The sequence below is a fragment of the Streptomyces sp. NPDC055966 genome, from assembly GCF_042269865.1.
Lineage (GTDB): Bacteria > Actinomycetota > Actinomycetes > Streptomycetales > Streptomycetaceae > Streptomyces.
Map to the genome: position 1 here is coordinate 33,156 of NZ_JBHJYK010000036.1, position 23,844 is coordinate 56,999.

At 73.1% G+C, this 23,844-nt stretch carries 23 protein-coding genes; 9 read left to right on the forward strand and 14 right to left on the reverse strand.

Annotated features, from left to right (window positions below):
* Positions 1-3: 3 nt before the first annotated feature.
* From ACFC8N_RS45105 to ACFC8N_RS45125, 5 genes are all read right to left on the reverse strand, one after another.
* Positions 4-1,083, reverse strand: a complete 1,080-nt coding sequence (locus ACFC8N_RS45105; protein WP_376295472.1) for a CHAD domain-containing protein — start codon at positions 1,081-1,083, stop codon at positions 4-6.
* Entirely contained in the window at positions 1,064-3,295 is a 2,232-nt protein-coding gene (locus ACFC8N_RS45110; protein ID WP_376295474.1) for an RNA degradosome polyphosphate kinase, read from the reverse strand. Before ACFC8N_RS45110 ends, ACFC8N_RS45105 begins: the two co-directional genes overlap by 20 nt.
* A gap of 244 nt (positions 3,296-3,539) precedes the next feature.
* Positions 3,540-4,523 (reverse strand): ABC transporter permease, encoded by a 984-nt coding sequence (locus ACFC8N_RS45115; protein WP_376295475.1) that lies wholly within the window; start codon positions 4,521-4,523, stop codon positions 3,540-3,542.
* Positions 4,520-5,449 carry an ABC transporter ATP-binding protein gene (locus ACFC8N_RS45120; protein WP_356020503.1) on the reverse strand — a complete coding sequence of 310 codons (930 nt, stop codon included), beginning with the start codon at positions 5,447-5,449 and terminating at the stop codon, positions 4,520-4,522. Before ACFC8N_RS45120 ends, ACFC8N_RS45115 begins: the two co-directional genes overlap by 4 nt.
* Positions 5,446-5,928, reverse strand: coding sequence for a GntR family transcriptional regulator (locus ACFC8N_RS45125; protein ID WP_376295477.1), 483 nt, complete (start codon positions 5,926-5,928; stop codon positions 5,446-5,448). Before ACFC8N_RS45125 ends, ACFC8N_RS45120 begins: the two co-directional genes overlap by 4 nt.
* A gap of 130 nt (positions 5,929-6,058) precedes the next feature.
* On the opposite strand from ACFC8N_RS45125, the gene ACFC8N_RS45130 reads away from it, so the two are divergent.
* The 5 genes from ACFC8N_RS45130 to ACFC8N_RS45150 are packed head-to-tail and all read left to right on the forward strand — an operon-like array spanning position 6,059 to position 10,560.
* The gene (locus ACFC8N_RS45130; RefSeq protein WP_356020499.1) at positions 6,059-6,601 is read left to right on the forward strand and encodes an RNA polymerase sigma factor; all 543 of its coding nucleotides are present in this window, start codon (positions 6,059-6,061) and stop codon (positions 6,599-6,601) included.
* Positions 6,598-7,443: a zf-HC2 domain-containing protein gene (locus tag ACFC8N_RS45135; protein ID WP_362816948.1), complete on the forward strand. Its 846-nt coding sequence runs from the start codon at positions 6,598-6,600 to the stop codon at positions 7,441-7,443. Before ACFC8N_RS45130 ends, ACFC8N_RS45135 begins: the two co-directional genes overlap by 4 nt.
* Positions 7,440-8,324: an ABC transporter ATP-binding protein gene (locus ACFC8N_RS45140; protein ID WP_356020495.1), complete on the forward strand. Its 885-nt coding sequence runs from the start codon at positions 7,440-7,442 to the stop codon at positions 8,322-8,324. The genes ACFC8N_RS45135 and ACFC8N_RS45140 overlap by 4 nt, the downstream gene beginning before the upstream one ends.
* Positions 8,321-9,856, forward strand: coding sequence for an ABC transporter permease (locus tag ACFC8N_RS45145; protein WP_356020493.1), 1,536 nt, complete (start codon positions 8,321-8,323; stop codon positions 9,854-9,856). The genes ACFC8N_RS45140 and ACFC8N_RS45145 overlap by 4 nt, the downstream gene beginning before the upstream one ends.
* On the forward strand, positions 9,844-10,560 hold the full coding sequence (locus ACFC8N_RS45150; RefSeq protein WP_362816946.1) for an ABC transporter: 717 nt from the start codon (positions 9,844-9,846) through the stop codon (positions 10,558-10,560). Before ACFC8N_RS45145 ends, ACFC8N_RS45150 begins: the two co-directional genes overlap by 13 nt.
* Before the next feature lie 367 nt (positions 10,561-10,927).
* Here ACFC8N_RS45150 and mshD read toward each other — a convergent pair whose 3' ends face one another.
* A complete protein-coding gene (gene mshD, locus ACFC8N_RS45155; RefSeq protein ID WP_376295479.1) occupies positions 10,928-11,854 on the reverse strand; it encodes a mycothiol synthase in 927 nt (308 codons plus the stop codon).
* 240 nt (positions 11,855-12,094) lie between these two features.
* Between mshD and ACFC8N_RS45160 the strand changes: the two genes are divergently transcribed.
* Positions 12,095-12,217, forward strand: coding sequence for a hypothetical protein (locus tag ACFC8N_RS45160; protein ID WP_376295481.1), 123 nt, complete (start codon positions 12,095-12,097; stop codon positions 12,215-12,217).
* Positions 12,218-12,539: 322 nt separating this feature from the next.
* Positions 12,540-14,324 carry an ABC transporter ATP-binding protein gene (locus tag ACFC8N_RS45165; RefSeq protein ID WP_376295482.1) on the forward strand — a complete coding sequence of 595 codons (1,785 nt, stop codon included), beginning with the start codon at positions 12,540-12,542 and terminating at the stop codon, positions 14,322-14,324.
* A 6-nt stretch (positions 14,325-14,330) separates the two neighbouring features.
* Here ACFC8N_RS45165 and ACFC8N_RS45170 read toward each other — a convergent pair whose 3' ends face one another.
* From ACFC8N_RS45170 to ACFC8N_RS45205, 8 genes are all read right to left on the reverse strand, one after another.
* Positions 14,331-15,452 carry a tetratricopeptide repeat protein gene (locus ACFC8N_RS45170; RefSeq protein ID WP_376295484.1) on the reverse strand — a complete coding sequence of 374 codons (1,122 nt, stop codon included), beginning with the start codon at positions 15,450-15,452 and terminating at the stop codon, positions 14,331-14,333.
* Complete coding sequence (locus ACFC8N_RS45175) at positions 15,449-16,717, reverse strand: ATP-binding protein (RefSeq protein ID WP_376295486.1); 1,269 nt, start codon at positions 16,715-16,717, stop codon at positions 15,449-15,451. The genes ACFC8N_RS45170 and ACFC8N_RS45175 overlap by 4 nt, the downstream gene beginning before the upstream one ends.
* A 262-nt stretch (positions 16,718-16,979) precedes the next feature.
* A complete protein-coding gene (locus ACFC8N_RS45180) occupies positions 16,980-18,428 on the reverse strand; it encodes a sensor histidine kinase (protein ID WP_376295488.1) in 1,449 nt (482 codons plus the stop codon).
* Complete coding sequence (locus ACFC8N_RS45185; protein WP_362816936.1) at positions 18,425-19,159, reverse strand: response regulator transcription factor; 735 nt, start codon at positions 19,157-19,159, stop codon at positions 18,425-18,427. The genes ACFC8N_RS45180 and ACFC8N_RS45185 overlap by 4 nt, the downstream gene beginning before the upstream one ends.
* Positions 19,160-19,222: 63 nt before the next feature.
* Positions 19,223-19,447 (reverse strand): hypothetical protein, encoded by a 225-nt coding sequence (locus ACFC8N_RS45190; protein ID WP_356020473.1) that lies wholly within the window; start codon positions 19,445-19,447, stop codon positions 19,223-19,225.
* A gap of 46 nt (positions 19,448-19,493) precedes the next feature.
* Positions 19,494-20,501, reverse strand: coding sequence for a trypsin-like peptidase domain-containing protein (locus ACFC8N_RS45195; RefSeq protein ID WP_356020471.1), 1,008 nt, complete (start codon positions 20,499-20,501; stop codon positions 19,494-19,496).
* 95 nt (positions 20,502-20,596) lie between these two features.
* On the reverse strand, positions 20,597-21,619 hold the full coding sequence (locus ACFC8N_RS45200; RefSeq protein WP_356020468.1) for a LacI family DNA-binding transcriptional regulator: 1,023 nt from the start codon (positions 21,617-21,619) through the stop codon (positions 20,597-20,599).
* 76 nt (positions 21,620-21,695) lie between these two features.
* Positions 21,696-22,496, reverse strand: a complete 801-nt coding sequence (locus ACFC8N_RS45205) for a winged-helix domain-containing protein (RefSeq protein WP_376295491.1) — start codon at positions 22,494-22,496, stop codon at positions 21,696-21,698.
* Between the two features lie 184 nt (positions 22,497-22,680).
* Between ACFC8N_RS45205 and ACFC8N_RS45210 the strand changes: the two genes are divergently transcribed.
* Both ACFC8N_RS45210 and ACFC8N_RS45215 read left to right on the forward strand, forming a co-directional pair.
* Positions 22,681-23,541, forward strand: a complete 861-nt coding sequence (locus ACFC8N_RS45210; protein WP_376295493.1) for an alpha/beta hydrolase — start codon at positions 22,681-22,683, stop codon at positions 23,539-23,541.
* Between the two features lie 46 nt (positions 23,542-23,587).
* The gene (locus ACFC8N_RS45215; protein WP_356020461.1) at positions 23,588-23,842 is read left to right on the forward strand and encodes a MoaD/ThiS family protein; all 255 of its coding nucleotides are present in this window, start codon (positions 23,588-23,590) and stop codon (positions 23,840-23,842) included.
* Positions 23,843-23,844 lie beyond the last annotated feature (2 nt).

Genomic DNA, 23,844 nt, shown 5'->3' on the forward strand with positions numbered 1-23,844 from the left:
ATGTCAGGGCGTGCCGACGGTCTGCTGCTGCCAGGCCTGCTGGAAGGCGAACCGGGCCGCCTCCACCTCGTGCCGCTGGTCGGCGTGGAGCACCCCGAGCGCGTACGCCGTCGCCGGCGCGATGCGCGGGGTACGGGCCGCCTGCGCCGCCGCGGCCGCCGCCTCCGAGGCGTCCCGGTGCCGGTTCAGCGCCTGCCCCGCCGACAACAGCCGCACGTCCACCGGTGAGTTGCCCCCATGCAGCACCTCCTGGGCGTACCGGTGCAGGCGCAGCAGCAGCCGGACCTGGTGCCAGGGGCCGTCCTGGGGGTGCGGGGACGGGTCCGGGGACAGGCCGTGGACCAGGGCCTCCGCGTTGTACGGGTGGCCCGCGGTGACCAGGGGGAGTGCGCCGATGGCGGCCGTCAGCCGTTCCTCCGCAGCGGCTGCCGGCGGGCGCAGGTCGGTCGTCGCGGCGGTGCGGGTGAGGGGCACCTCGCTGGCGAGTACGGCGACCTTGTCGGCCACGGCGTGAAAGCGGCTGGACCCCAGTGCCTGGAGCGCGGTCGAGTGGGCGCGGGTCCGGGCCAGGGTCAGCTGGCGCTCCAGCAGGGCGCCCGCCTTGGCCGCGCCCACGGTGAGGTTGCCGCGCTCCTGTGTGGCCGTCGTGCCGGCCGCGCCACCGGCCGGGAGCGGCGCGGCGGCCAGGGCGGCGTCCACCGCCTGGGCCGGGAGCACGGTCGCCCCCGACAGCCGGTGCAGGGCCAGCAACAGCCGTTCCAGACGGGCCTCGTAGGAGTGCTCCAGGCCCAACGTGCCGGACAGCCAGGCCAGTTCGGGGCGCATCTCCTCGGACCAGTCGGGGTCGAGGAGGGGCCGGAAGGTGTGCAGGTTGCCGCTGATGCGGCGGGCAGAGCGGCGCAGCAGCCGTGCCGCGTCGACGGACTCCTCCGCGCCGTTCGCCTGGTGGCTGCCGCCGGTCTCCCGGTGCAGGCGCAGGGCGCGGAGGAACTCCGTGGCCTGGGCGCGCAGATAGGCCGCGAGGGACTCTCCTGTCGCCACGTCCGCCGCGGGGTCCGTCGGGTCAAGGTGTTGCTGTGCCACGCCGGCGCCTCCGGGCGTCTATGAGCATCTCCTGGACGTTGCGCAGGGGCTGTCCGTCCCCATCGGTCGCGTGCCGGGTCCACTCGCCGTCGGGGCCGAGGTGCCAGGAGGCCGTGGTGTCGGACATGCCGGTGTCGAGCAGCCGGTTCAGGGCCGCCCGGTGGGCCGGGTCGACGACACGGACCAGGGCCTCGATCCGGCGGTCGAGGTTGCGGTGCATCATGTCGGCGCTGCCGATCCACACCTCGGGCTCCCCGCCGTTGCCGAAGGCGAACACCCGCGAGTGTTCGAGGAACCGGCCGAGTATGGAGCGGACCCTTATGTTGTCCGACAGGCCCGGGACGCCGGGGCGGATCGCGCAGATGCCGCGCACCCAGACGTCGACCGGCACGCCGGCCTGGGAGGCCCGGTAGAGGGCGTCGATGACGGCCTCGTCGACCATCGAGTTGACCTTGACGCGGACGAAGGCCGGACGGCCCGCGCGGTGGTGCTCGACCTCCTTGTTGATCCGGGAGATCAGGCCGTCGCGCAGGGACTTGGGGGCCACCAGCAGGCGGCGGTAGGTCTCGCGGCGGGAGTATCCGGACAGCCGGTTGAACAGGTCGGACAGGTCCGCGCCGACCTGCGGGTCGGCCGTGAGCAGGCCCAGGTCCTCGTAGAGGCGGGCGGTCTTCGGGTGGTAGTTGCCGGTGCCGACGTGGCTGTAGCGGCGCAGGGTGTCGCCCTCCTGGCGGACCACCAGGGACAGCTTGCAGTGCGTCTTCAGGCCGACCAGGCCGTAGACGACGTGGCAGCCGGCCTCCTCCAGCTTCTTCGCCCACTTGATGTTGGCGTGCTCGTCGAAGCGGGCCTTGATCTCGACCAGGACGAGGACCTGCTTGCCGGCCTCGGCGGCGTCGATGAGCGCGTTGACGATCGGGGAGTCGCCGGAGGTGCGGTACAGGGTCTGCTTGATCGCGAGGACGTCCGGGTCGTCGGCCGCCTGCTCGATGAAGGCCTGCACGGAGGTGGAGAAGGAGTCGTACGGGTGGTGCAGCAGCACGTCCCGCTGGCGCAGGGCGGCGAAGATGTCCGGCGCCGACGCCGACTCGACCTCGGCGAGGTCGCGGTGGGTGCCCGCGATGAACTTCGGGTACTTCAGCTCCGGCCGGTCGAGGCTGTGGATGCGGAAGAGGCCGGTGAGGTCCAGGGGGCCGGGGAGCGGATAGACCTCCGCCTCGGAGATCTTCAGCTCGCGGACCAGCAGGTCGAGCACCTCGCGGTCGATGGACTCCTCGACCTCCAGGCGCACGGGCGGCCCGAAGCGGCGCCGCATGAGCTCCTTCTCCAGGGCCTGGAGCAGGTTCTCGGCGTCGTCCTCCTCGACCTCCAGGTCCTCGTTGCGGGTGAGCCGGAAGGCGTGGTGCTCCAGCACCTCCATGCCCGGGAACAGCTCCTCCAGGTGCGCGGCGATGACGTCCTCGACGGGGACGTAGCGGCCGGGGCTGCTCTCCAGGAAGCGGGACAGCAGCGGCGGCACCTTCACGCGCGCGAAGTGCTTGTGGCCGCTGACCGGGTTGCGCACGACGACGGCGAGGTTGAGCGAGAGACCCGAGATGTACGGGAAGGGGTGCGCGGGGTCGACGGCGAGCGGGGTCAGGACGGGGAAGATCCGGTGCCGGAAGAGGGTGAACAGGCTGGCCTGTTCCTTCTCGGTCAGCTCCTGCCAGCGGACGAGGTGTATGCCCTCCTCCGCGAGTGCGGGGGCGACGTCCTCGTGGTAGCAGGCGGCGTGCCGGGCCATCAGCTCGCGCGAGCGGGCCCAGATCATCTCCAGGACCTCACGGGGCTGGAGGCCGGACGCGGAACGCGTGGCGACGCCGGTGGCGATCCGGCGCTTCAGGCCGGCGACGCGGACCATGAAGAACTCGTCCAGGTTGCTGGCGAAGATCGCGAGGAAGTTCGCGCGCTCCAGCAGGGGCGTGTTCGGGTCCTCGGCCAGCTCCAGGACGCGCTCGTTGAAGGCCAGCCAGCTGCGCTCGCGGTCCAGGAACCGGCCCGCGGGCAGGGGGGTGCCGTCCCCCGGCGCCTCCTCGTAGTCGTCGAGGTCGGCATCGAGGTCGGGCTCCAGGTCGGAGACCGTGGCGGCGACGGTGTGCGGGCGGTGCGCGGCGATGGAGCCCACGGGGGGCTGCGTCTGCTGGACAGGTGCCTGGGCGTCTGGCTGACTCATGACCCCATTCTTCCGCGCCATGGGCGTGACGGGCGCGTCGGAACGTGCGGGCGGGAGCGTCACGGCCCCGTTCGGCGCGGCCCTCTCGGGGGGCGGCGAAGGCTCTGGCACGGCGGGCTTCATTGGCCGAGCGTCGCAAGTCTGGCTGAATCAATGGTTACGGAGACATGACGTGCGGGATAGCGCGGGGCGGCTCCCAGGGGGGAGCGCCCCGCCGGAGACCGGGCGGGGGTCCCGCCTGGCCCTACGACACCTGTCGCCGCAGCACCCGGAAGCACGCGAGGGCGAGCAGCCCGGTGACGGCCAGGAGGAGGGCGCTGGCGGTGAGCTGGAGGGGCCAGTAGTGGGAGTAGGGGTGGTAGGTGTTGTAGAAGCCCGCGGCCTTGGCGTAGGCCGCGTCGCAGGCCGCCTCGGAGTCGCAGCTGGGCATCGGCAGGTGGCCGCCGGTGCGGGTCAGCAGGCCGTGGTCGACGCCGAGCCCGGTCCCGAGGTCGGCGTGCTGCTGTGTGACGGGGGCGGTCCGGGTGACCGCCGGCCACAGGTGGGGCAGCAGTTGCTGGGTCGTGCCCCAGACGCCCGACATGAAGACCACGCCGAGGACCAGCGCGGGCAGCGCTCGGCGCAGCAGCAGGCCCGCCAGGGCGCCGGCCGCGAGCCCGGCGAGGGCCAGGGCGGCGGTGGTGGGTCCGTTGGCGTGGAAGGTCCCCGTGTCGTACCAGGTCTTGGCCGTGTCGATACGGCCCCGGCCCGCCGTCCAGGCGCGGTGGTGCAGCCAGAACAGCAGGCTCGTGCCGGCGGTGAGGGCGAGGGCGGGGACGGTCAGCCGGGCCGCGAGCCAGCGGGCCGGGGAGGCGCCCTGGGTCCAGGCCAGCCTGGCCGTGCCGGACTCCAGTTCGCGGCCGGTCAGTGCGGCCCCGGCCCAGGCGGCCACCAGGAAGGGCAGCACGTTCAGGGCGTAGGTCGTGTAGTTGTACCAGCTCTTGTAGCGCAGGATCGCGGTCTGGTCGTAGCTGCACGGCCGGTCGAAGTCGCAGGCGTCGTAGTGCCGCCAGCCCTGGGCGGCCGCGTCGGCCCACGGGCCGGCGAGGGTGATCAGCAGGCCGGCGACCACGGCGAACAGGCCCGCCCACGCGAACAGCGCGGGCCGGTGCAGGCGCACCACCCAGCGGGTCATGCGCGGCCTGCCGGCGGCCGCCACGGCGTCGACCGGTCCGGTCAGAACAGTCACGCGGCACTCTCCTCGGTGACGGCTTCGGTGGTTTCGGCGGTGTCGGCGCCTTCGCCGGCTTCCGCGGTGGCCAGGGCGGGGGCCCCGGGGTTGCGCAGGTGGGCGAGGACCAGCTCCTCCAGCGAGGGCACCGAGGTGCGCCAGTCGCCGGGGAGCGGTCCGGCCGGGCGGATCAGCGCGGTGAGCTGGCGGCCGGTGGTGCGGGACTCGACCACGGTGTGCGGGGCGAGGCCGGTGCCGGCCTCGGCCGTGATCCGGCGGTGGGCGGAGCGCAGGTCGTCGATGTCGCCGGCCAGCCGGACCCGGCCGTCGCCGACGAGGAGCAGGTGGTCGCAGGAGTCCTCCAGCTCGGCGACCACGTGCGAGGACATCGCGATCGTGGTGCCGTGCTGGGCGGCGTCCGCCATCAGCGTGCCCATCAGCTCGTGCCGGGCGAGCGGGTCGAGGTCGGCCATCGGCTCGTCCAGGAGCAGCAGTTCGGGCCGTTTGCCGAGGGCGAGGGCGAGCGCGACCCGGGTGCGCTGGCCGCCGGAGAGCGTGCGGACACGGGCCTCGGGGTCGAGGGCGCCGCCCGCGACGACCCGCTCGGCGTAGGCCGCGTCCCAGCGCCCGGGGTTGAGGTCGGCGCCCATGCGCAGCGTCTCGGCGACCGTGAGCTGGGGGTGGAGCGGCTTGTCCTGGGCGACGAAGCCGACCCGGGGGCGGGCCTGCGCCGGGCTGGTGCCGAGCACGGTCAGCCGGCCCTCGGTGGGCGGGAGCAGCCCGGCGGCGAGCGCGAGCAGCGTCGACTTGCCGGCGCCGTTGGGGCCGACGACGGCGCACACCCGCCCGGCGGGCAGCCGGAAGCCGCACTCCCGCAGCGCCCGGCGCCCCCGCCGGCCGAACCGTTTCCCCAGTGCCTCGGCCCTCAGCGCCGTGTCGGTCATGACGGGTCTCCCTGCAAGTTCGCGGTGTGCTGGGTGTGCTCGGTGTCGCGTCGAGTGCCGTACGCGGTGACGTGCGTGCCGGGTTCGGCCGCGTGCGCGTCGGGTACGGCGAAGCGCTGGTCGAGTACGGCGGTGAAGAGCGCGGCCACGTCCTCGCGGTCCAGCCCCGCCTCGCGCGCCCGGTCCGTCCAGGTCTCCAGCTCGGCGCGGAGCGCGGCGTCGGCGGTCGCGGCGCCGAGCGAGCGCCGGACGAAGGTGCCGAGCCCGCGCCGGGCCTCCACCAGCCCCTCGCGCTCCAGCTCCCGGTACGCCTTCAGGACGGTGTTGGGATTGATCGCGGTGGCCTCCACGACCTCGCGGGCCGTGGGCAGCCGGTCGCCCGGCCGCAACAGGCCCATGCGCAGGGCCTGCTTGGTCTGCTGGACGATCTGGACGTAGGTGGCGACCCCGCTGTGCCGGTCGATGCGGTACTCGACCACGCCCTCACCACCCTTTCACTAATTGAGTAGTGAAAGGGTGGTGCAAGCCCGGCCGGGAAGTCAAGCGAGGATCCGCAGAACCGATCGAGGATCCGTGAACCGATCGTGGGCCCCGGTCCGATGAGGAGACGTGAGCGAGAAGAGAAGCGACGGAGAGCTGCTGCGGGCCATCGCGGCGGACCGGGACCGGCGCGCCTTCGAGGAGCTGTACCGGCGCTACGCGCCGTGGCTGACCGCGCGCCTGCGCGGCCGGTGCGCCGACGCCGGGGTCGTCGACGACGTCGTACAGGAGACGTTCCTCGCGATCTGGCGGGGCGGGGCCCGCTACCGCGAAGAGGGCGACGTGGCCGGGTGGCTGTGGCGGATCGGCTCGCGCCGGCTCGTCGACGCGCTGCGCGGCGACGGCGCGCGCGGCCGGCTGCGGCAGGCGCTGGCCCGGCTGCGGCACCGGGACGAGGCGTCCGCCGAGGAGCGCGTGCTCGCGGGGGTGGAACACGGGGACCTCGCGGGCGCGCTGGTCCGGCTCTCGCCCGAGCTGCGGGCGGTGCTCCAGGCGACGGTCGTCGACGGCCTGTCCACCCGTGAGGCCGCCGTCCTGCTCGGCATCCCGCCGGGCACGGTCAAGACCCGGGCGATGCGGGCCCGGAAGCAACTGCGGGAGGCACTGGCATGACCTGGCATGTCGCCGAGGACGATCTGCGGGCCTACGCGCACGGGGAACTGGCGCCCCCGCTGCTGTGGTCCGCCGACACGCACCTGACCGGATGCGCCGACTGCCGGGAGCGGCTCGCCGGGGTCTGGGACCCCGGTGCGCTGGACGCGGCCTGGGAGCGGCTGGACGCCGAACTGGACGTGCCGCGGCCGGGCCCGTTCGAGCGGCTGCTGCTCCGCTGCGGGGTGGCCGACCACACCGCGCGGCTGCTGGCCGCCACGCCCGTGCTGCGCCGCTCCTGGCTGACGGCGGTGTCGCTGCTGCTGGTGCTCTCGGTGCTGACGGCCCACGGCGGTCACTCGGACACGTTCTTCCTGGCCGTGGCACCGCTGCTGCCGCTCGCCGGGGTCGCGCTGTCGTACGGGCCCGCGCTCGATCCGACGTACGAGATGGCGGTCGTCTCACCCGTGCACGGCTTCCGGCTGCTGATGATCCGTACGGTCGCCGTGCTCGCCGCCGCGCTCGGCCTGTCGGGCCTGGCCACCCTCGCGCTGCCCGGGTACGGGCTCGGCGCGCTCGGCTGGCTGCTGCCCGCGCTCGCGCTCACCACGGCCGGGCTCGCGCTGACACCCCGGCTCGGGCCGGTCGTGGCGCCGTCCGCCGTCGGCGGGGGCTGGGTCGTCCTGCTGCTGGCCGCCCGCGCGCACCAGGGCGGCGGCGCCGGGGCGCTCGTCCCCTTCACCGCGGCCGGCCAGGCGGTGGCGGCCGGGGTCGCCGCACTCGCCGCCGGGCTGCTCTTCGCCGCCCGCGACCGCTTCGACCAGTCCCACCCGTCCCACCACTCGTACCGGAGCGCCGCATGACGACCGTCTCTGCCCCCGTCACCGTCTCCGCCTCCGGGCTGACCCTGCGCTACGGCACCACCCGCGCCCTCGACGACGTGTCACTGCGGCTCAGCCGTGGCGTGACCGGACTGCTCGGGCCCAACGGCGCCGGAAAGACGACCCTGTTGCGGGTGCTCGCCACCTCCGTGCCGGCCGGTTCGGGCGCGTTCACGGTGCTCGGGCACGACCCGGCCACCGCGCGCGGCCGCCAGGAGGTGCGGCGCGCGCTGGGCTATCTGCCGCAGACGCCCGGCTTCCATCCCGACTTCACGCCCTTCGAGTTCGTGGACTACGTCGCGATCCTCAACGAGCTGACCGACCGCGCCGCCCGGCACCGGGAGGTGCGCCGGGTGCTGGACGAGGTCGGGCTGGCCGAGGTGCGCGGCAAGCGGATCAAGAAGCTGTCGGGCGGGATGCGGCAGCGGGTCGCGCTGGCGGCGGCGCTCGTCGGCGACCCCGGGTTCCTGGTGCTGGACGAGCCGACGGTCGGCCTCGACCCCGAACAGCGCATGCGTTTCCGGGAGCTGATCGCCCGGGCGGGCGAGGGCCGCACCGTGCTGCTGTCCACCCACCAGACCGAGGACGTGGCGATGCTCTGCCACCGGGTGCTGGTCATGTCCGGTGGCCGTATCCGCTTCGACGGCACCCCCGCCGAGCTGGCCGCGCGGGCCGCGGGCCGGGTGTGGAGCAGTACCGCCCGCGACCCCGGCGCGAAGGCCGGCTGGCGCACCGGCACCGGCAGCTACCGCAACGTCGGCGACCCGCCCGAAAACGCCGACCTGCTCGAACCCACCCTGGAGGACGGCTATCTGCTCGCCCTCGACGGCCATCACGACGGCCGGGCGGAGGTGACGGCGTGACCGCGACCACCCTCACCCAGCGGGCGGCACCCGCCGCAGCTCCCACCGGCACCCGGAACACCCGGGCCGCCGTCCTCGCCCTGGCCGCGTTCGAGGCCCGCCGTCTGTTCCTGCGCCTGCCCGTGCTGCTGGCCTTCGCCCTCCACGTCACCTGGATCGTGTGGCGCACGCTGCGGCCGTCGGACGACTACCCCGTCCTCCAGGACGCCGACCGCGCCACCCAGGGCGGCCCGCTGCTGGTCGGCCTCGCGGTGCTGCTGTGCGTGAACCAGGCCGTGCTGCGCTCCCGGCGCCGGGACACCGAACGCCACTTCGCGGTGCTGGCGCTCGGCGCGTGGCGCCGTACGGCCGCGCACGCGCTGTCCGTCGTCCCGCTCGCGCTGCTCACCGCCCTGGCCGTGACCGCCCAGTTCACCTGGGAGGCGCTCAAGTCCGGTGCGGTCGGCCGGGGTTCGGTGGCCGAGCTGCTGACCGGACCGCTGACGGTGCTGCTGTTCGGGACGATCGGGGTGCTGCTCGCCCGGCTGGTGACCTCGGCCGTCGCGGGACCGCTGCTCACCGTGGTGTTCCTGCTGTTCTTCGGCGGCGGCGCGTTCCCCTACACCGGGCAGGAGACCGGGGCCGTGTGGCTGGGCCCGGTGGTCACCACGATCGGCGTCCACCCGTACCCCTCCGACCTGCTGGGCCGCCCCGCCGGCTGGCACGCGCTCTACCTCGCCGGGCTGGCCCTGACCGCGGCGCTGCTCGCGGTGCTGGTCTCGGGCGGCCGCCGGAACCGGGCCGTGCAGGTGGCCTTCGCCGGTGCGCTGGCCCTGGCCGTGCTGGGCGGGGTCGTACAGACCGGCGGGGTGCCGGCGCGGACGGTCGCGGCCCGTACCCGCGCCTCGGTCGCTCCGGAGAAGGTGCAGACGTGCGTGCGGCGCGGGCAGGTGCGGTACTGCGCCTTCTCCGAGTGGATGCCCCGCGTCGCCGACTGGGCGCGGGTCGCGGACCGGGTGCAGGCCCTCGCGGGCGGCACCGCGCGGGGGCGGGACCTGCTCGTACGCCAGCGGGTGGACGTCCGGGGCGGGCTCTCCGACGACGCCGCGCTCGCCCCCTCCACCCGCCCCGGCCAGGTGACCGTCGGCACGTCCTGGGGCGGCAACCGGGTGCCGGAGTTCTCCACCGCCGTGGCCGGTGTGCTGGTCGCGGGCGACGAGAGGGCGGCGAGCGCGTTGTGCGACGGCCGGATGGTCACGGTGATGTGGCTGTCCCTCGCCTGGCAGCCCGACCCCGAGTCCGCCCTGCGCGATGTCCGCCTCGACGACAGCCTCAAAGGCTCCGCGATCGTGCTCTCCCGCACCGAGCCCCTGCTCATGACGGCCGGTCAGACCAAGGTCGTCCGCGCCCTGCTCGACCGCCCGTTCTACGGCGTGGCCGCCAGGGTCAAGTCCCACTGGGCCGAGCTGACGACCCCCGGGGTCACGACGGCCCGGGCGGCCGAACTGCTGGGCGTGCGGGCGTCGGTGGGGGCGGACAAGTGCGCGCCGTGACCCCGGACCCGGACTCCCGCCCGAGCCGGGCACTGCCGATCCGGGCACTGCCGGGTGCGCGGGTCGCCGCGGCCCTGGTCGTCCCCCTCTGGCGCACCCTGCCCTGGCGGACGCTCGGTGCGGCCGCGGCGGTGGGGCTGCTGGTGGTCGGGGCCGGCCGGGCGGCGGGGGCCGGGCCGGTGGAGACCCTGTACCTCCTGCGGGGCGCCGGTCTCGCCCTCGCCCTCGGGGTCGCGTTCCTGCTGGACGACCCCGCCCGGCACACCACGACCCCGGTACCCGTCCGGCGGGCGGTGCGCACGCTGCTGCGGGCCGCGCTCGTGACGCCCGTCGCAGGGCTGTGGTGGGTGGCCGTCCTGCTCCTCGTGCCCGGCGCGGACCGGCCCCCGGCCGGGGACCTCACCCTGGAGGCGGGCACCGCCTTCCTCCTCGCCCTCGCCGGGGCCGCCGTCGCCGTGCGCTACGGCGACGCCCCCGAGCCCGGCCGGCCGGTCGCCACCGCGCTGCTCGCGACCGCCGTCCTCGCCCCCCTGCTGCTGCCCGACCACTGGGCGCTGTTCGTCTCACCGACCGACCCCGGATGGGCCGCGGGACACGAACGCTGGGCATGGCTCCTGACGGCCGCGGCGGCACTCTGGACAGCCTCACTCCACGAACCACGCCCCCGCCACTCCAACCGAGCCACCCCCCACACCCCCGCGTGACCGCCGGCCCCGGGTGGCCCCCGCCGCCGAGGCCTGCGGCTGGTGGTCGTCCGGTGTCGAGGGTGTCGGCTGCGGCTCGTGTCTCGGCCGGTCCTGCCGGGCCGGTGCCGCACGCCTCCGCGTAACTGCCGGCTCCCGCTCGGGCCTCTGGTGGGTGGCCCGCGCCGCCCAGGCCTCCGGTGGGTGGCCCCCCGCCCAGGGCTCCACCCGGTAGGCGGTGTCCGCTCGGAGGTCCGGCTGGTGGCCACCTGGCGCCGAGGCGCCCGGCAGGTGGGCACCCGCCGCCGAGGCTCACGTCAGGTGGTCGGTCACCGATGAGGGCGGTGGTCGGTGCCGCTCGTGCGTCCGCCCGCCGGGGAGCTCTCGGTCACGTCTCCGTCCGGTACATCAGGTCCGTCTCGTACGTCGTGAAGCCCAGGCGTTCGTACACGGACACGGCCGCCTGGTTGTCGGCGTCGACGTAGAGCATCGCCGTCGGCAGGCCCTGTGCGGCCAGGTGGCGCAGGCCGATCGTGGTGAGGGCCTTGCCGAGGCCGCCGCCCTGTTCGCCGGGCCGCACGCCGAGGACGTACACCTCGCCGAGCTGCTCCTCCGCGTGCACCTTGGTCCAGTGGAAGCCGACCAGCTCGCCGCTCCGCTCGGCGAGGAAGAAGCCGGCCGGGTCGAACCACGGCTCGGCCTTGCGGTCGTCGAGGTCCCGCTGGGTGAGCGATCCCTGCTCGGGGTGGTGGGCGAAGGCGGCCGCGTTGACCGTGAGCCAGGCGGTGTCGTCCTTGCCCGGCACGAAGGCGCGCACGCTCACGCCCTCCGGCAGCTTCGGGTCGGGCAGTTCCAGGCCGCTCAACGGCCGCCGCATCTGACGCAGTTCACGGAACAGGGTCAGGCCGAGCACCTGGGCCAGGTGCCGGGCGGCGGGATGTCCGCCGTGCGCCCACACCCGCAGCCGCTTGCCGGACGCGCCGAGCAGGGCGGAGCCGAGCGCCCGGCCGTGCCCGTGCCCGCGGTGGACGGGGTGGACGACGAGTTCGGCGGCCGGCGCCTCCACCGGGTCGGTGTCCTCCAGCTGGGCGTAGCCCACGAGTTCACCGTCGACGGTCAGCAGCAGATGCGAGACGCCCTCCCGGGTGCCCCCGCGCAGTTGCAGCCGCCCCTGCTCGGACACCGGCTGCTGCCCGTCGGCCCGGACGGCCTCGGCCAGCAGGTCGAGCACGGCCTCGGCCTGGTCCGGGGTGAGCGCGGAGTAGGTCTCGATGGAGCGGGTTGGGAAGGCTCGTACGGTGTCGTCGCTGCTCATGGGTACGAGGGTACGGGGCGGGGGTCGCCGCCGTGCGGCAGAACGTTCGACACGCGCCATAAAACCTGTGTGAACACCGCTGCGGTTCCAGAATTCCCCTGTGAATTGCGCACAGGGGTATTTCATTCAGGTCTCATCGGAATCGGCTTTTCCTGGCTCGCGAATCCCGTAATGTTTTCCATGTCGAAAGCGAAAGGCGCTGACGGCAGCAAGACGGCAACGAAGAGAGAGGTCACAGTCGTGAGCTTCCACAAGATCGTCCCGGTGAAGAAGACCCGCAAGCCCGCCCCGGAGCCGAAGCCGCAGCCCCGCAGGCACCAGCCGAAGAGGCACGAGCCCAAGCGCCCGGTCGGCCACAAGTAATTCCCGGACGGCACAGGAAAAAGAAAGGGAAATTCCATGTCTTTCCACAAGCTCGCTCCCGTCAGGAAGCACTGCAAGCCCGGCCCCGAGCGGAAGAAGCCGGCGCCGAAGAAGCCCGAGCCGCGCCGCCGCCCGATCGGCGACAAGCGCTGAGACAAGCGCTGGGGCATGCGCTGGGACAAGGGCCGGGACAAGGCCTGAGTCAGTCCGTCGTGAGGCGGGGTCACCGGTCACCGCGTGGTCGCACCGGTGGCCCCGCCTCGGCCGTGTCAGCTGCCTCAGCTGTGTCAGCCATGTCCACAGCTGTGGAAAGGATCCGCCGATGCTGAGGGAAGCGCGTGAGGCCTTCCGCCGGTTCTGGCCGCTGACCCGCGGGGACCGCGGATGGCTCGCGGCGATCGTCGCGTGCGTGGTCGTGGCCGCGCTCGCCGAGACCGCCGCGATCCTGCTGTTCGCGCAGCTCACCGACCACGCATTGAAGGCCGGTTCGCTCGCCGCCTTCTGGGGTCCGGCCGGCGCCTGGCTGGGCGTGGCCGCGCTCGCCGCGCTCGCCGGTTATCCGGGCAACTCCCTGGCCACCCGGACCGCCGAGAGATTCGTCCTGCGCCTGCGCGCGTCCGTCTTCCGGCACGTCCAGGACCTGCCCCCGCACTTCTTCCAGCGTCATCGCCAGGGCGACCTGGTCGAACGGCTCACCGGAGACGTCGAGTCCATCGAGCAGCTGGTGCTGTCCGGCGTCGTGGGAGCGGTGTCCGCGGGGTTCTCGGCCGTCTTCTACGCCACCGCCGCGTTCTGGCTGCGCTGGGACCTGGCGCTGGCCACCTTCGTCCTCGCGCCCCTGTTCCTGCTCGCCGCCCGCCGCTTCTCCGGCCGGATCGGCGAGGCCTCGCGCGCCGAGCGGGTCGCGGACGGCGCGATCACCTCGGTGGTGGAGGAGTCGCTCGGCAACGTCGTGCTCACCCAGGCGTACAACCGGCAGCGCGACGAGGAGCGGCGGCTGGAGCGTGAGGCCCGCGCCTGGATGCGGGCGAGCGTGCGCGGGGCGCGGCTGAGCGAGATGTACGAGCAGTGCGTCGAGATCGTCGAGACGCTGTGCGTGATCGCGGTCATCGGCCTCGGCGTCTGGGAGATCTCGGCGGGCCGTATGACCCTGGGACAGCTCCTCGCCTTCGCCGCCTTCCTCGGCTACCTCTACCCGCCGATCCGCAGCCTCGGGCAGCTCGGCCTCACGGTCACCGCGGCCACCGCCGGCGCCCGCCGCATCGGCGAGATCCTCGACGCCGAGCCCGCCGTCACCGACCCCGCGCGCCCCGTCCCGGCCTGGCCGGTGCGCGGCCGGCTCGCCTTCCACCGGGTCTCCTTCCGCTACCCCGACGCCGTCCGCTCCTGCCTCCGCGACATCGAACTCACCGCCGAGCCCGGCGAGTTGGTGGTCGTCACGGGCCCGAGCGGTGCCGGAAAGTCCACCCTCGCCGCCCTCCTCACCCGCTTCTACGACCCCACGGCCGGCGCGATCACCCTCGACGGCGTGCCCCTCACCGACGTCCCCCTCCGCTTCCTCCGCGAGCAGATCACCCTGCTCCCGCAGCAGACGCTGATCCTGAACGGCACCATCCGCGAGAACATCGCCTGCGGCCGCCCCGGCGCGACGGACGCCGAGATCGAACGGGCGGCGAGGAGCGCGGCGGCCCACGACTTCGTCACCGCGCTTCCCGACGGCTACGACACCCGCATCGCCCCCGGCACCGCCGCCCTCTCCGGCGGCCAGCTCCAGCGGATCGCCATCGCCCGCGCGATGCTGCGCGCCTCGCCGGTCCTCGTCCTGGACGAGCCGACGGCGGGCCTGGACGCGGTGGCCGCCCGCCAGGTGGTGCGGCCCCTGCGCCGCCTGATGTCCGGCCGTACGACGATCATGATCACCCACGACCTGTCGCTCGCCCCCGACGCCGACCGCATCCTGGTCGTCGAGCACGGCCGGCTGGTGGAGACGGGAACGCACGCGGAACTCCTCGCCCGGGGCGGCGCGTACGCCCGGCTGGCGGCCCCGCTGCCGGAGACGGCCGTCGAGGCACCGACGCCGCAGGACACGATGATCCTCAGGCGGTGACCGTGTTCAGTTGGTCTTCTTCCGGTCGAACGGGATGGTCAGGAGCGTCGGCATCAGGCCCGCCCAGAACACGATCCGCGGCACGCCCCGCTCGGCCCACGGCACCTGGCTGACCAGCAGCGCGCACAGCACGGCCCAGGCGGCCTGGCCGAGCACGATGCGGGGCCAGCGGCGGCGCCGGAGCACGGACCGGAGGTTGTACCGGACGCCCGTGCGCAGCCGTCGGTAGCGCAGCAGGGCTCCGACGGTCCACAGGGCGCCGATGGGTACGAAGTACCACAGCTGTTGCCCGAGCGGGACGGGCAGCTCGCGCGGGGCCTGCCCCTCCTTGGTCCACAGGTCGAGCATCGTGGCGGCGAATCCCAGGCTGAGCACGGCGATCAGACGCACCCCGCGCAGCAGCCGGTACGTCGCGTGGTCCAGGCCCTGCTGAAGGGCCGCGGAATCCGGGGTGACGGCGAGCGCGTCGGCGTAGAGCGCGGCGGCCTCGGCGGCCTTGACGCCCGGCGCGGTGGCGGCCTGCTCGGTCTGCCGGGCGAGGGCCTGCGGGTGCTGGGGATCGCGCCGCAGGATCTCCCGGACCATCTCGTCGGCGAGAGCCCGGTCGCCGCCGATGTCCGCGATGCTCCAGCGGACCTCGTACGGGAAGACCTCCTCGGGTGCCAACCGCACGGCGGTGAGCGCCAGTTCGTCCGACTCGCGCTGGAAGGCGGTCGTGGCCTCCTGGGTGACCGGGCCGCCCGCGTGGCCGAGCCGCAGGGTGCGTATGCGCCACAGCCAGTGCCCGAGCAGCGCGTAGCCGTACCAGTAGTCGGGGGCCAGGCGGATGACCTCGCGCAGGGGGGCCTCGGCGTCCACGATGCGGGCGTTGGACTGGAGGGCGCGCGCGTGCTGGAGGAGCGCGCCGATGTGCTCCGGGGCGATGGCCAGCGCCCGCTCGGTCGCCTCCAGGGCCTCGGCCTTCTCGTCCTGCGCGCCCAGGCAGCGGGCGAGCCGGACCCAGGCGCCGACGTCCTCGGGATCCTCCGCGAGCCGTCGCCCGAGCAGGGCCTTCGCCTCGTCGTGGCGGCCCAGCTCGTGCAGCGCGTCGGCCCGCTCCAGGGCCGGATGCGTACCGGTGGCGCTCACAGCTTCCGCCGCTTCTTCAGATAGGTGACGAGGTCGTCGTACATCCCGCCCTCGTTGGCGAACATGGCCACGTTGCGGGCGGCGGCGAACCACGGCTCGGTGGACGGCACGACCTCCTTCGCGGCGGCCAGCAGGTCCTTCATCCCGATCATCCGCACGGTCCCGGTCCGGGCGGAGTCGAGCAGCGCGCGCTCGGAGGCCGCCTCGCAGACATGGGCCAGATCGGCGCCGGAGAGCCCGTCGGTGACCTTGGCGAGCTTGGCCAGGTCGATGTTCTCGACCGGCCGTTCCCGCAGGTGGTAGCGGAGGATCGCCTCACGGGCGGGTCCGTCGGGAGGCAGGACGAGCAGCGTCCGGTCCAGCCGCCCGGGCCGGCGCAGGGCGTTGTCGACGTCCCAGGGCACATTGGTGGCGGCGAGCACGAACACGCCCTCGTTGGCGGCGGATTCGACCCCGTCCAACTCGGTCAGCAGCTGGTTGACGGTGTTGCGCATGCCGCCGTGGAGGGTACGGCTGCGCTTGCCGCCGAGCGCGTCCAGTTCGTCGAGGAAGACGACACAGGGGGCCTGCCGCCGGGCCGTCTGGAAGATCTCGTGCATGTTGCGCTCGGAGTTGCCGGTCCACATGTCGAGCACGTCGTTGACCGACACGGACAGGAAGGACGCCCCGAGCTCTCCGGCGACGGCCCGCGCGATGAAGGTCTTCCCGCACCCCGGGGGCCCGTACAGCAGCAACCCGCCGCGCAGGCTCTTCCCGTACAGCTTCCGCAGCTCGGGATTGCGCAGGGGCGCCAGGAAGGCGGCCTCCAACCGCTCCTTGACCTCCCGCATCCCCCCGACGTCGGCGAGCCGCACACCTCCCGGCCGCTCGACGTCCCAGGCGTCGACGTCCCCCGGATCCCCCTGCCCGTCCGCCCGCAACGGCTCCTCGGCCTCCGGTTTCCCTTCCACGAACCGCGGCGGCACGACATCCCCGACCTGCTCCTCGGCAGCCCGCCAGTCGAAACCGGAGCGAACGGAGGGCGCCTGCGGGAGCTGCTGTTGCTGTTCTTGCTGCTCCGGGGCCCCCATGGCCCGCGCCATGAGCCGCCGCGCCTGTTCGTCCCCCGGCGCGTTCTGGAGCGCGACGGCCACCTCGGCGACGGCAGCCTCCGACTGCCCCTCGTCCAGGAGGAGTTCGGCCAGGTGCAGGCGGAGCGGTACATCACGCGGCGCGGCGGCAACGGCCGCACGCAGGCTGCGTATCAGAGGGGAGTCTTCCGGCATGGACCCCACCCTACGGAGCCGCTGTGCGGCTACTTCCGCTTGGGCCCCGTGATGGCGGCCCTCGCCCCGGCCGGGATTGCCGACGGTGACAAGCTGATTGCGCACGATGTCCTGGCCGACGGCTATAGCCTCGTCGCACACCTGAATGACGGACGGTCTGCATCGACCCGGGGGTTGAGCAGCCCGGCAACCGTTGAGATGTGGGTGTGCGTCGTGAAGGACTCGTTCGGAGGGTCCTCTTTCGGGAGAGTCCGCCGGAGAATCACGCCGTTGGTTCCGGCGGCGGCGTAGGTGCCCCCGGCAGCCGTACCGTCGCCACCGTGCCGCCGCCTTCCGCGTGGGCCAGGATGACCTGGCCGCCCGCCTGCTGGACCGTGCGGGCCACGATGGACAGGCCGAGGCCCGATCCGGGCAGGGCGCGGGCGCCGGGGGAGCGCCAGAAGCGGTCGAAGACGTGCGGGAGTTCGTCCGCGGGAATGCCGGGGCCGTGGTCGCGGACGGTCAGCTCGCCGTCGGCCAGCCGCACCTCGACCGTGCCGCCCTCGGGGCTGAACTTGACCGCGTTGTCCAGGATGTTGACGACGGCCCGTTCCAGCGCGGAGGGTTCGGCGCGGACGTACCAGGGCTTCAGGTCCGCCGTGATCGTCAGCTCCGGCCCGCGCAGCCGCGCCCGGCGCAGGGCCGCCTCGACGGTGTCCAGCAGCGGTACGACCTGGACGCGTTCGCCGTGCTGGCCCTCCGAGCGGGACAGCTCCTGCAGGTCGCCGATCAGCGAGGCCAGTTCGGTCATCTGGGCCTTCACCGAGGCGAGCAGGGCCCTGCGGTCCGCCGGCGGGATCGGGCGGCCGGTCTCCTCGCTGCGGGTGAGCAGTTCGATGTTGGTGCGCAACGAGGTCAACGGCGTGCGCAGTTCATGGCCGGCGTCGGCGATCAGCTGCTGCTGGAGCTCGCGGGAGCTGGCCAGCGAGGCGGTCATCGAGTTGAAGGAGCGGGACAGCCGGGCCACCTCGTCCTCGCTGTCGTCCTCCACGGGGATGCGGATCGTCAGGTCCTCGGTCCGGGCCACGTGCTCCACGGCCTCGGTCAGCTTGTCGACCGGGCGCAGGCCGGCCCGGGCGACGGCCAGTCCGGCGGCGCCCGCGCCGATCACTCCTATGCCGGAGACGAGGAGCAGGACGAGCGCGAGGTCGTTGAGGGTCTTCTCGGTGTTCCGCAGCGGTACGGCGACCAGCACGCCCACGTTCGGACCACGGGTCCCGCTCGACGTCGACGTGGGCAGCAGGGGGCGGGTGAGCACGCGCAGCTCGTTGCCCTGCTCGTCCACTCCGTTGCGGAAGTAGATGTTGCCGGTGTCGAGGTTCCTGATCTCGTTCTTGTCGGCCTCGGTGACCTTGATCCTGCCCGATGCGCCCGCGATGAGGCAGACCTTGCCCTGCTCGGTGACCACCTGGGAGTACCGGTCCTGGAGGATCGTGTTGGTGGCGGGAGTGTCCGTGCAGTTGTTGAGCGTGAACTGGAGCTGCTCGAACTGCGACGTGCCGCGCAACGACTTCTGCAGGTCGTCGTCCAGCTGCGAGTACAGCTTCCCCTGCACGATGAACCAGCACGTCACCGACACCGCCGCCACCGCGAACGCCACCGCCGCCGCGACCAGCATCGCCAGCCGGGCCCGGATGGGCAGAGCCCGGTACCGGCGGACCAGCCTCCTCACTCGGCGCCGCCCTGGCGGAGCACGTACCCCACGCCCCGGACCGTGTGCACCAGGCGCGGCTCGCCGCCCGCCTCGGTCTTGCGGCGCAGGTACATGACGTAGACGTCGAGGGAGTTGGACGAGGGCTCGAAGTCGAAGCCCCAGACCGCCTTCAGGATCTGTTCGCGGGTGAGGACCTGGCGCGGGTGCGCCATGAACATCTCCAGGAGGGTGAACTCCGTGCGGGTCAGTTCGACCTGGCGGCCGCCCCGCGTGACCTCGCGGGTCGCGAGGTCCATGCGCAGGTCGCCGAAGGTGAGCGCCTCGTCCTCCTGGATGTCGGGTGACACCGCGGCCGCGTACGAGCTGCGGCGCAGCAGGGCGCGGATGCGGGCGAAGAGCTCGTCCAGCTCGAAGGGCTTGACGAGGTAGTCGTCGGCACCGGCGTCCAGGCCGGTCACCCGGTCGCCGACGGTGTCCCGGGCGGTGAGCATGAGGATCGGGGTCGTGTCGCCCGCGCCGCGGATGCGGCGGGCCGCGGTCAGGCCGTCCATGCGCGGCATCTGGATGTCGAGGACGACCAGGTCGGGCTTGTAGGCGGTGGCCTTCTCCAGCGCGTCCGCGCCGTCGACGGCCACCTCCGTGTCGTACCCGTCGAACGCGAGGCTGCGCTGCAGCGCCTCGCGTACCGCCGGCTCGTCGTCGACGATCAGGATGCGCTGGGGGTCACGGTCGCCTTCGGCGGGGCTCATCGCTCGCGGTTCCTCGGGGTACGGGTCCTGTCCGGACGGGGGCTGTCTCTCAGCGTGCCACGTTCAGGCCCGCACCGCGGTCAGGCGGTTCAGCGGGACCTTGCGGCGGTGGGTGCGGACGGCGGAGGTACGCAGGCCCATCAGCTCGGGGACCGGTGTCACGACGACCTCCGGGGCGCGGGGCTTGGGGATCGGCAGGTGCAGATCGCGGGCGATGGTGAGCGCCAGGGTGATGTCGGCGGCGTGGCGGCCGGTGATCTGGTGCGCGTGCGAGACATGCGTGATCATGACGTACTCCCTGCTGACGTGCCGGTGCTCGGAGCTGGTGGAGCTGTTAGCCGGTGGCGCCCGACCGGAGCTTGGCCAGGTCGGACTTGACGGTGTTGATCGGGATCGCGAAGCCGAGGCCGATGCTGCCGGCGTCGGAGGACGACGAGGACTGCTGGCTCGACGAGTACATCGCGGAGTTGATGCCGATGATGTTGCCGCTCGCGTCGATCAGCGCACCGCCGGAGTTGCCGGGGTTGAGGGACGCGTCGGTCTGGATGGCCTTGTACGTCGTCGTGGACGAGCCGGTGTCGCCGTTGAACTGGCGGCCGCCGAACTGGAACGGCCAGTTTCCGTCGCCGCCCTGGTTCTGGCCCTGGTTCTCGTCGGTGGAGACGGTGACGTCCCGGTTCAGGGCGGAGACGATGCCGCTGGTCACGGTGCCGGTCAGGCCCTCGGGGGAGCCGATCGCGACGACCGTGTCGCCGACCTGGACGCCGCTGGAGTCGCCGAGCGAGGCCGTCTTCAGGCCCGAGGCGCCCTGGAGCTTGAGCAGCGCCAGGTCCTTGGAGCTGTCGGTGCCGACGACCCGGGCGGTGTATCTGCTGCCGTCGCTGGTGCGCACCTTGATGGACTGCGCGCCGGAGATGACGTGGTTGTTGGTGACTATCTCGCCGTTCGACGTGATGACCACGCCGGAGCCGGTGGAGGAGCCGCTGTCGAGGGTCGCGTTGATCTCGACCACGCTCGGGCTGACCGCGGAGGCGATGGCGGCGACGTCACCGCGCTTGCTGGAGGGCACCACGTTGGTGGCCGTGCCGCTGGAGGCGACCGTGTCCTTGCCGGTCAGCTCCTGGAAGGCGTAGGCGGTGCCGCCGCCGACGGCCGCCGCGACGATCGCGACCGCCGCGAGGAGGGCGACCGGGCCGCGGCTGCGCTGCTTCCTGTCTTCGCCCGGCTGGTACGGCGGCGGGGGCGGCCACTCGGGGTTCACGGAAGCGGAGTGGTCCGCAGGAGCGGAGTAGTAGTGCTGCTGCGGGTACTGCTGCGCGTCGTTGCCCTGGCTCTCGGTCATGTCATAGAGAGTCCCCCGCGAACGTGAGAGCTTCCTGAGTGCTTGCTGAGAAGCCCGGCAGAACCTCGTTTGCCCGATATAAAGAACCAGCGGGGCTACTGGCAGCCGCAGCTCGTGCGCACCACCAGCCGCGACGGGAACGTCTTCAGCCGCTCCCGGCGCGAGCCCGCCACCCTGAGTCCGTCGTCCAGGACCAGGTCGACCGCCGCCCGGGCCATCGCCGAGCGGTCCGAGGCGACCGTGGTCAGCGGCGGGTCGGTGAGCGCGGCCTCCTTGATGTCGTCGAACCCGGCCACCGCCAGCTCGCCGGGCACGTCGATGCGCAGCTCGCGCGCGGCCCGCAGCAGGCCGATCGCCTGGTCGTCGGTGGAGCAGAAGATCGCGGGCGGCCGGCGGGGCCCGGACAGGACCTCCAGGGCCACCCGGTAGGCGTCGTAGCGGTTGTACGGAGCCTCGAACAGCCGGTCCTCGGTGCTCAGGCCCGCCTCGGCCATGGCCCGCCTCCAGCCCTCGACGTGGTCGGAGACCGGGTCGCCGACGGCCGGCGTCTCCGCCGTACCGCCCAGACAGGCGACGTAGTCGTGCCCGTGCTCCAGCAGGTGGCGTACGGCGAGCTGGGCGCCGCCCAGGTCGTCGGTGACCACGGCGACGTCGTCGATGGCCTCGGGCCGCTCGTGCAGCAGCACCACCCGGGCGTCCCAGGCGTCGATCTCGGCGGCGGCCAGGTCGTTCAGCGCGTGACTCACCAGAATCAGGCCGGAAACACGCATGCCCAGGAAGGCGCGCAGATAGTGGACCTCGCGCTCGCCGATGTAGTCGGTGTTGCCGACGAGGACCATCTTTCCGCGCTCGGAGGCGGCCTGCTCGACCGCGTGCGCCATCTCGCCGAAGAACGGCTGGCGGGCGTCCGGGATGATCAGGCCTATGAGGTCGGTGCGGCGCGACGCCATGGCCTGGGCGACCCGGTCGGGCCGGTACCCCAGCTCCTTGATCGCCGCGAGGACACGCTCGCGCGTGGCCGGGGCGACCGGCCGGGGTCCGTTGTTGATGACATAGCTGACCACGGCGGTGGACGTCCCCGCCAGCCGCGCCACATCATCCCGAGTCACCTTGGCCACGCGCGGAGTCTACGCGGATGGACCCACTCTGGGCAGGGCGTATCAGTGCTCGGATGGTGCCCCCGAGGCGCGGGGACTACACGTCGGCGTGGACGTCGGCGCCGTCCCGGACGGCCGCCTCGGCCGTCTTGTCCGGATCCTCCGCCTTTGCCTGTTCGGCCTTGGCCTTGGCCTCCTCGGCCGCCTTCTCGGCGGCGCGGTCGACCTTCTCCGGGGTGACGAACCGGTAGCCGACGTTGCGCACGGTGCCGATCAGCGACTCGTGCTCCGGGCCGAGCTTGGCGCGCAGCCGCCGTACGTGCACGTCGACCGTGCGGGTGCCGCCGAAGTAGTCGTAGCCCCAGACCTCCTGGAGCAGCTGGGCGCGGGTGAAGACGCGGCCCGGGTGCTGGGCGAGGTATTTCAGCAGCTCGAACTCCTTGAAGGTGAGGTCGAGCACCCGCCCCTTGAGCTTGGCGGAGTACGTGGCCTCGTCCACGGAGAGATCGCCGTTGCGGATCTCCATGGGGGAGTCGTCGCCCACGATCTGCTGGCGCCCCGTCGCGAGCCGCAGCCGCGCCTCCACCTCCGCGGGGCCGGCGGTGTCGAGCAGGACGTCGTCGATGCCCCAGTCGGCGGTGACGGCGGCGAGCCCGCCCTCGGTGACGACGAGGATCAGCGGACAGCCGGGGCCGGTGGACCGCAGCAGCTGGCACAGGCTGCGCACCTGCGGCAGGTCGCGGCGGCCGTCGACGAGGATGACGTCGGCGCCCGGGGTGTCGACCAGGGCGGGGCCCTCCGCCGGGGCGACCCGCACGTTGTGCAGCAGCAGGCCGAGTGCGGGCAGCACCTCCGTCGAGGGCTGGAGGGCGTTGGTCAGGAGCAGCAGAGAACTCATACGTCTGGTTCCTCCTCGGGTCCCCGCGAGGACTGTGCGGACGGGCACTGCTCTGCGATCCCGAAGGCCCCGTACACGGCCACGGGCCACCTGGGGTTTCCCGTTTCGTATACAACGCTTCCGAAAGCACAAAAGGACCCGGGGGCTTCGCTGCCCGAGTCCTCTGCCCAGCAGAATAGCCCACATGAGGAACCGTTCGGCAGGTCAAGTGGCGCATTCCACCGTTCGTCCGAATCCCGAGACGCCCAGACAGGAAGCTTTCCGGACGTTCCTGCGCACGGCCGACGGAATTCCGGTCGATTCCGTATACGATCCGGGCGCCTTCGTATACGAAAGCCCGGAATCCCTTCCCGACACCTCGGGTACGCCCGTCCGTGACCTCGTGTTCGTGATCGCCCACGGGTTCACCGGGGACGTGGACCGGCCGCACGTACGAAGGGTGGCGGGCGTGCTCGCGCGTTACGGCGCGGTCCTCACCTTCTCCTTCCGCGGCCACGGACGCTCCGGCGGCCGCTCCACGGTCGGCGACAAGGAGGTGCTCGACGTCGCCGCCGCCGTCGAGAGGGCCCGCTCCCTCGGGCACGCGCGCGTGGTGACCGTCGGCTTCTCCATGGGCGGCTCGGTCGTGCTGCGCCACGCGGCCCTGTACCCGCGCACGGCCGACGCGGTCGTCGCGGTCAGCGCCCCCGCCCGCTGGTACTACCGCGGCACCGCCCCCATGCGCCGGCTGCACTGGCTGGTGACCCGCCCCGAGGGCCGCCTGGTCGGCCGCTACGGCCTGCGCACCCGCATCCACCACCGCGACTGGGACCCGGTCCCGCTGTCCCCGGTGGAGTCGGTCCCGGGAATCGCCCCGACGCCCCTCCTCGTCGTCCACGGCGACCAGGACGGCTATTTCCCCCTCGACCACCCCCGGATGCTCGCCGAGGCGGCCGGTGACCACGGGGAACTCTGGGTGGAGCCCGGTATGGGCCACGCCGAGCACGCGGCGGACGACGCGCTGCTGGCCCGGATCGCGGACTGGGCTGTCGGCGCGGCGGGCTAGCCTGAGGGCACTCTTATTTCTTTCCTGCCGTCGATTGAGGAACGAGATGCCCAAGGTCACGGTGCGCTACTGGGCCGCCGCCAAGGCCGCGTCCGGCGTCCCCGAGGAGCCGTACGACGCGGACACGCTGGCCGACGCGCTGGCCGCCGTGCGCGCGCGGCACCCCGGTGAGCTGTCGCGTGTGCTCCAGCGATGCTCCTTCCTCATAGACGGTGACCCCGTCGGGACCCGCGCGCATGAGACGGTACGGCTGGCCGAGGGCGGCACGGTCGAAGTGCTCCCGCCGTTCGCAGGAGGATGAGG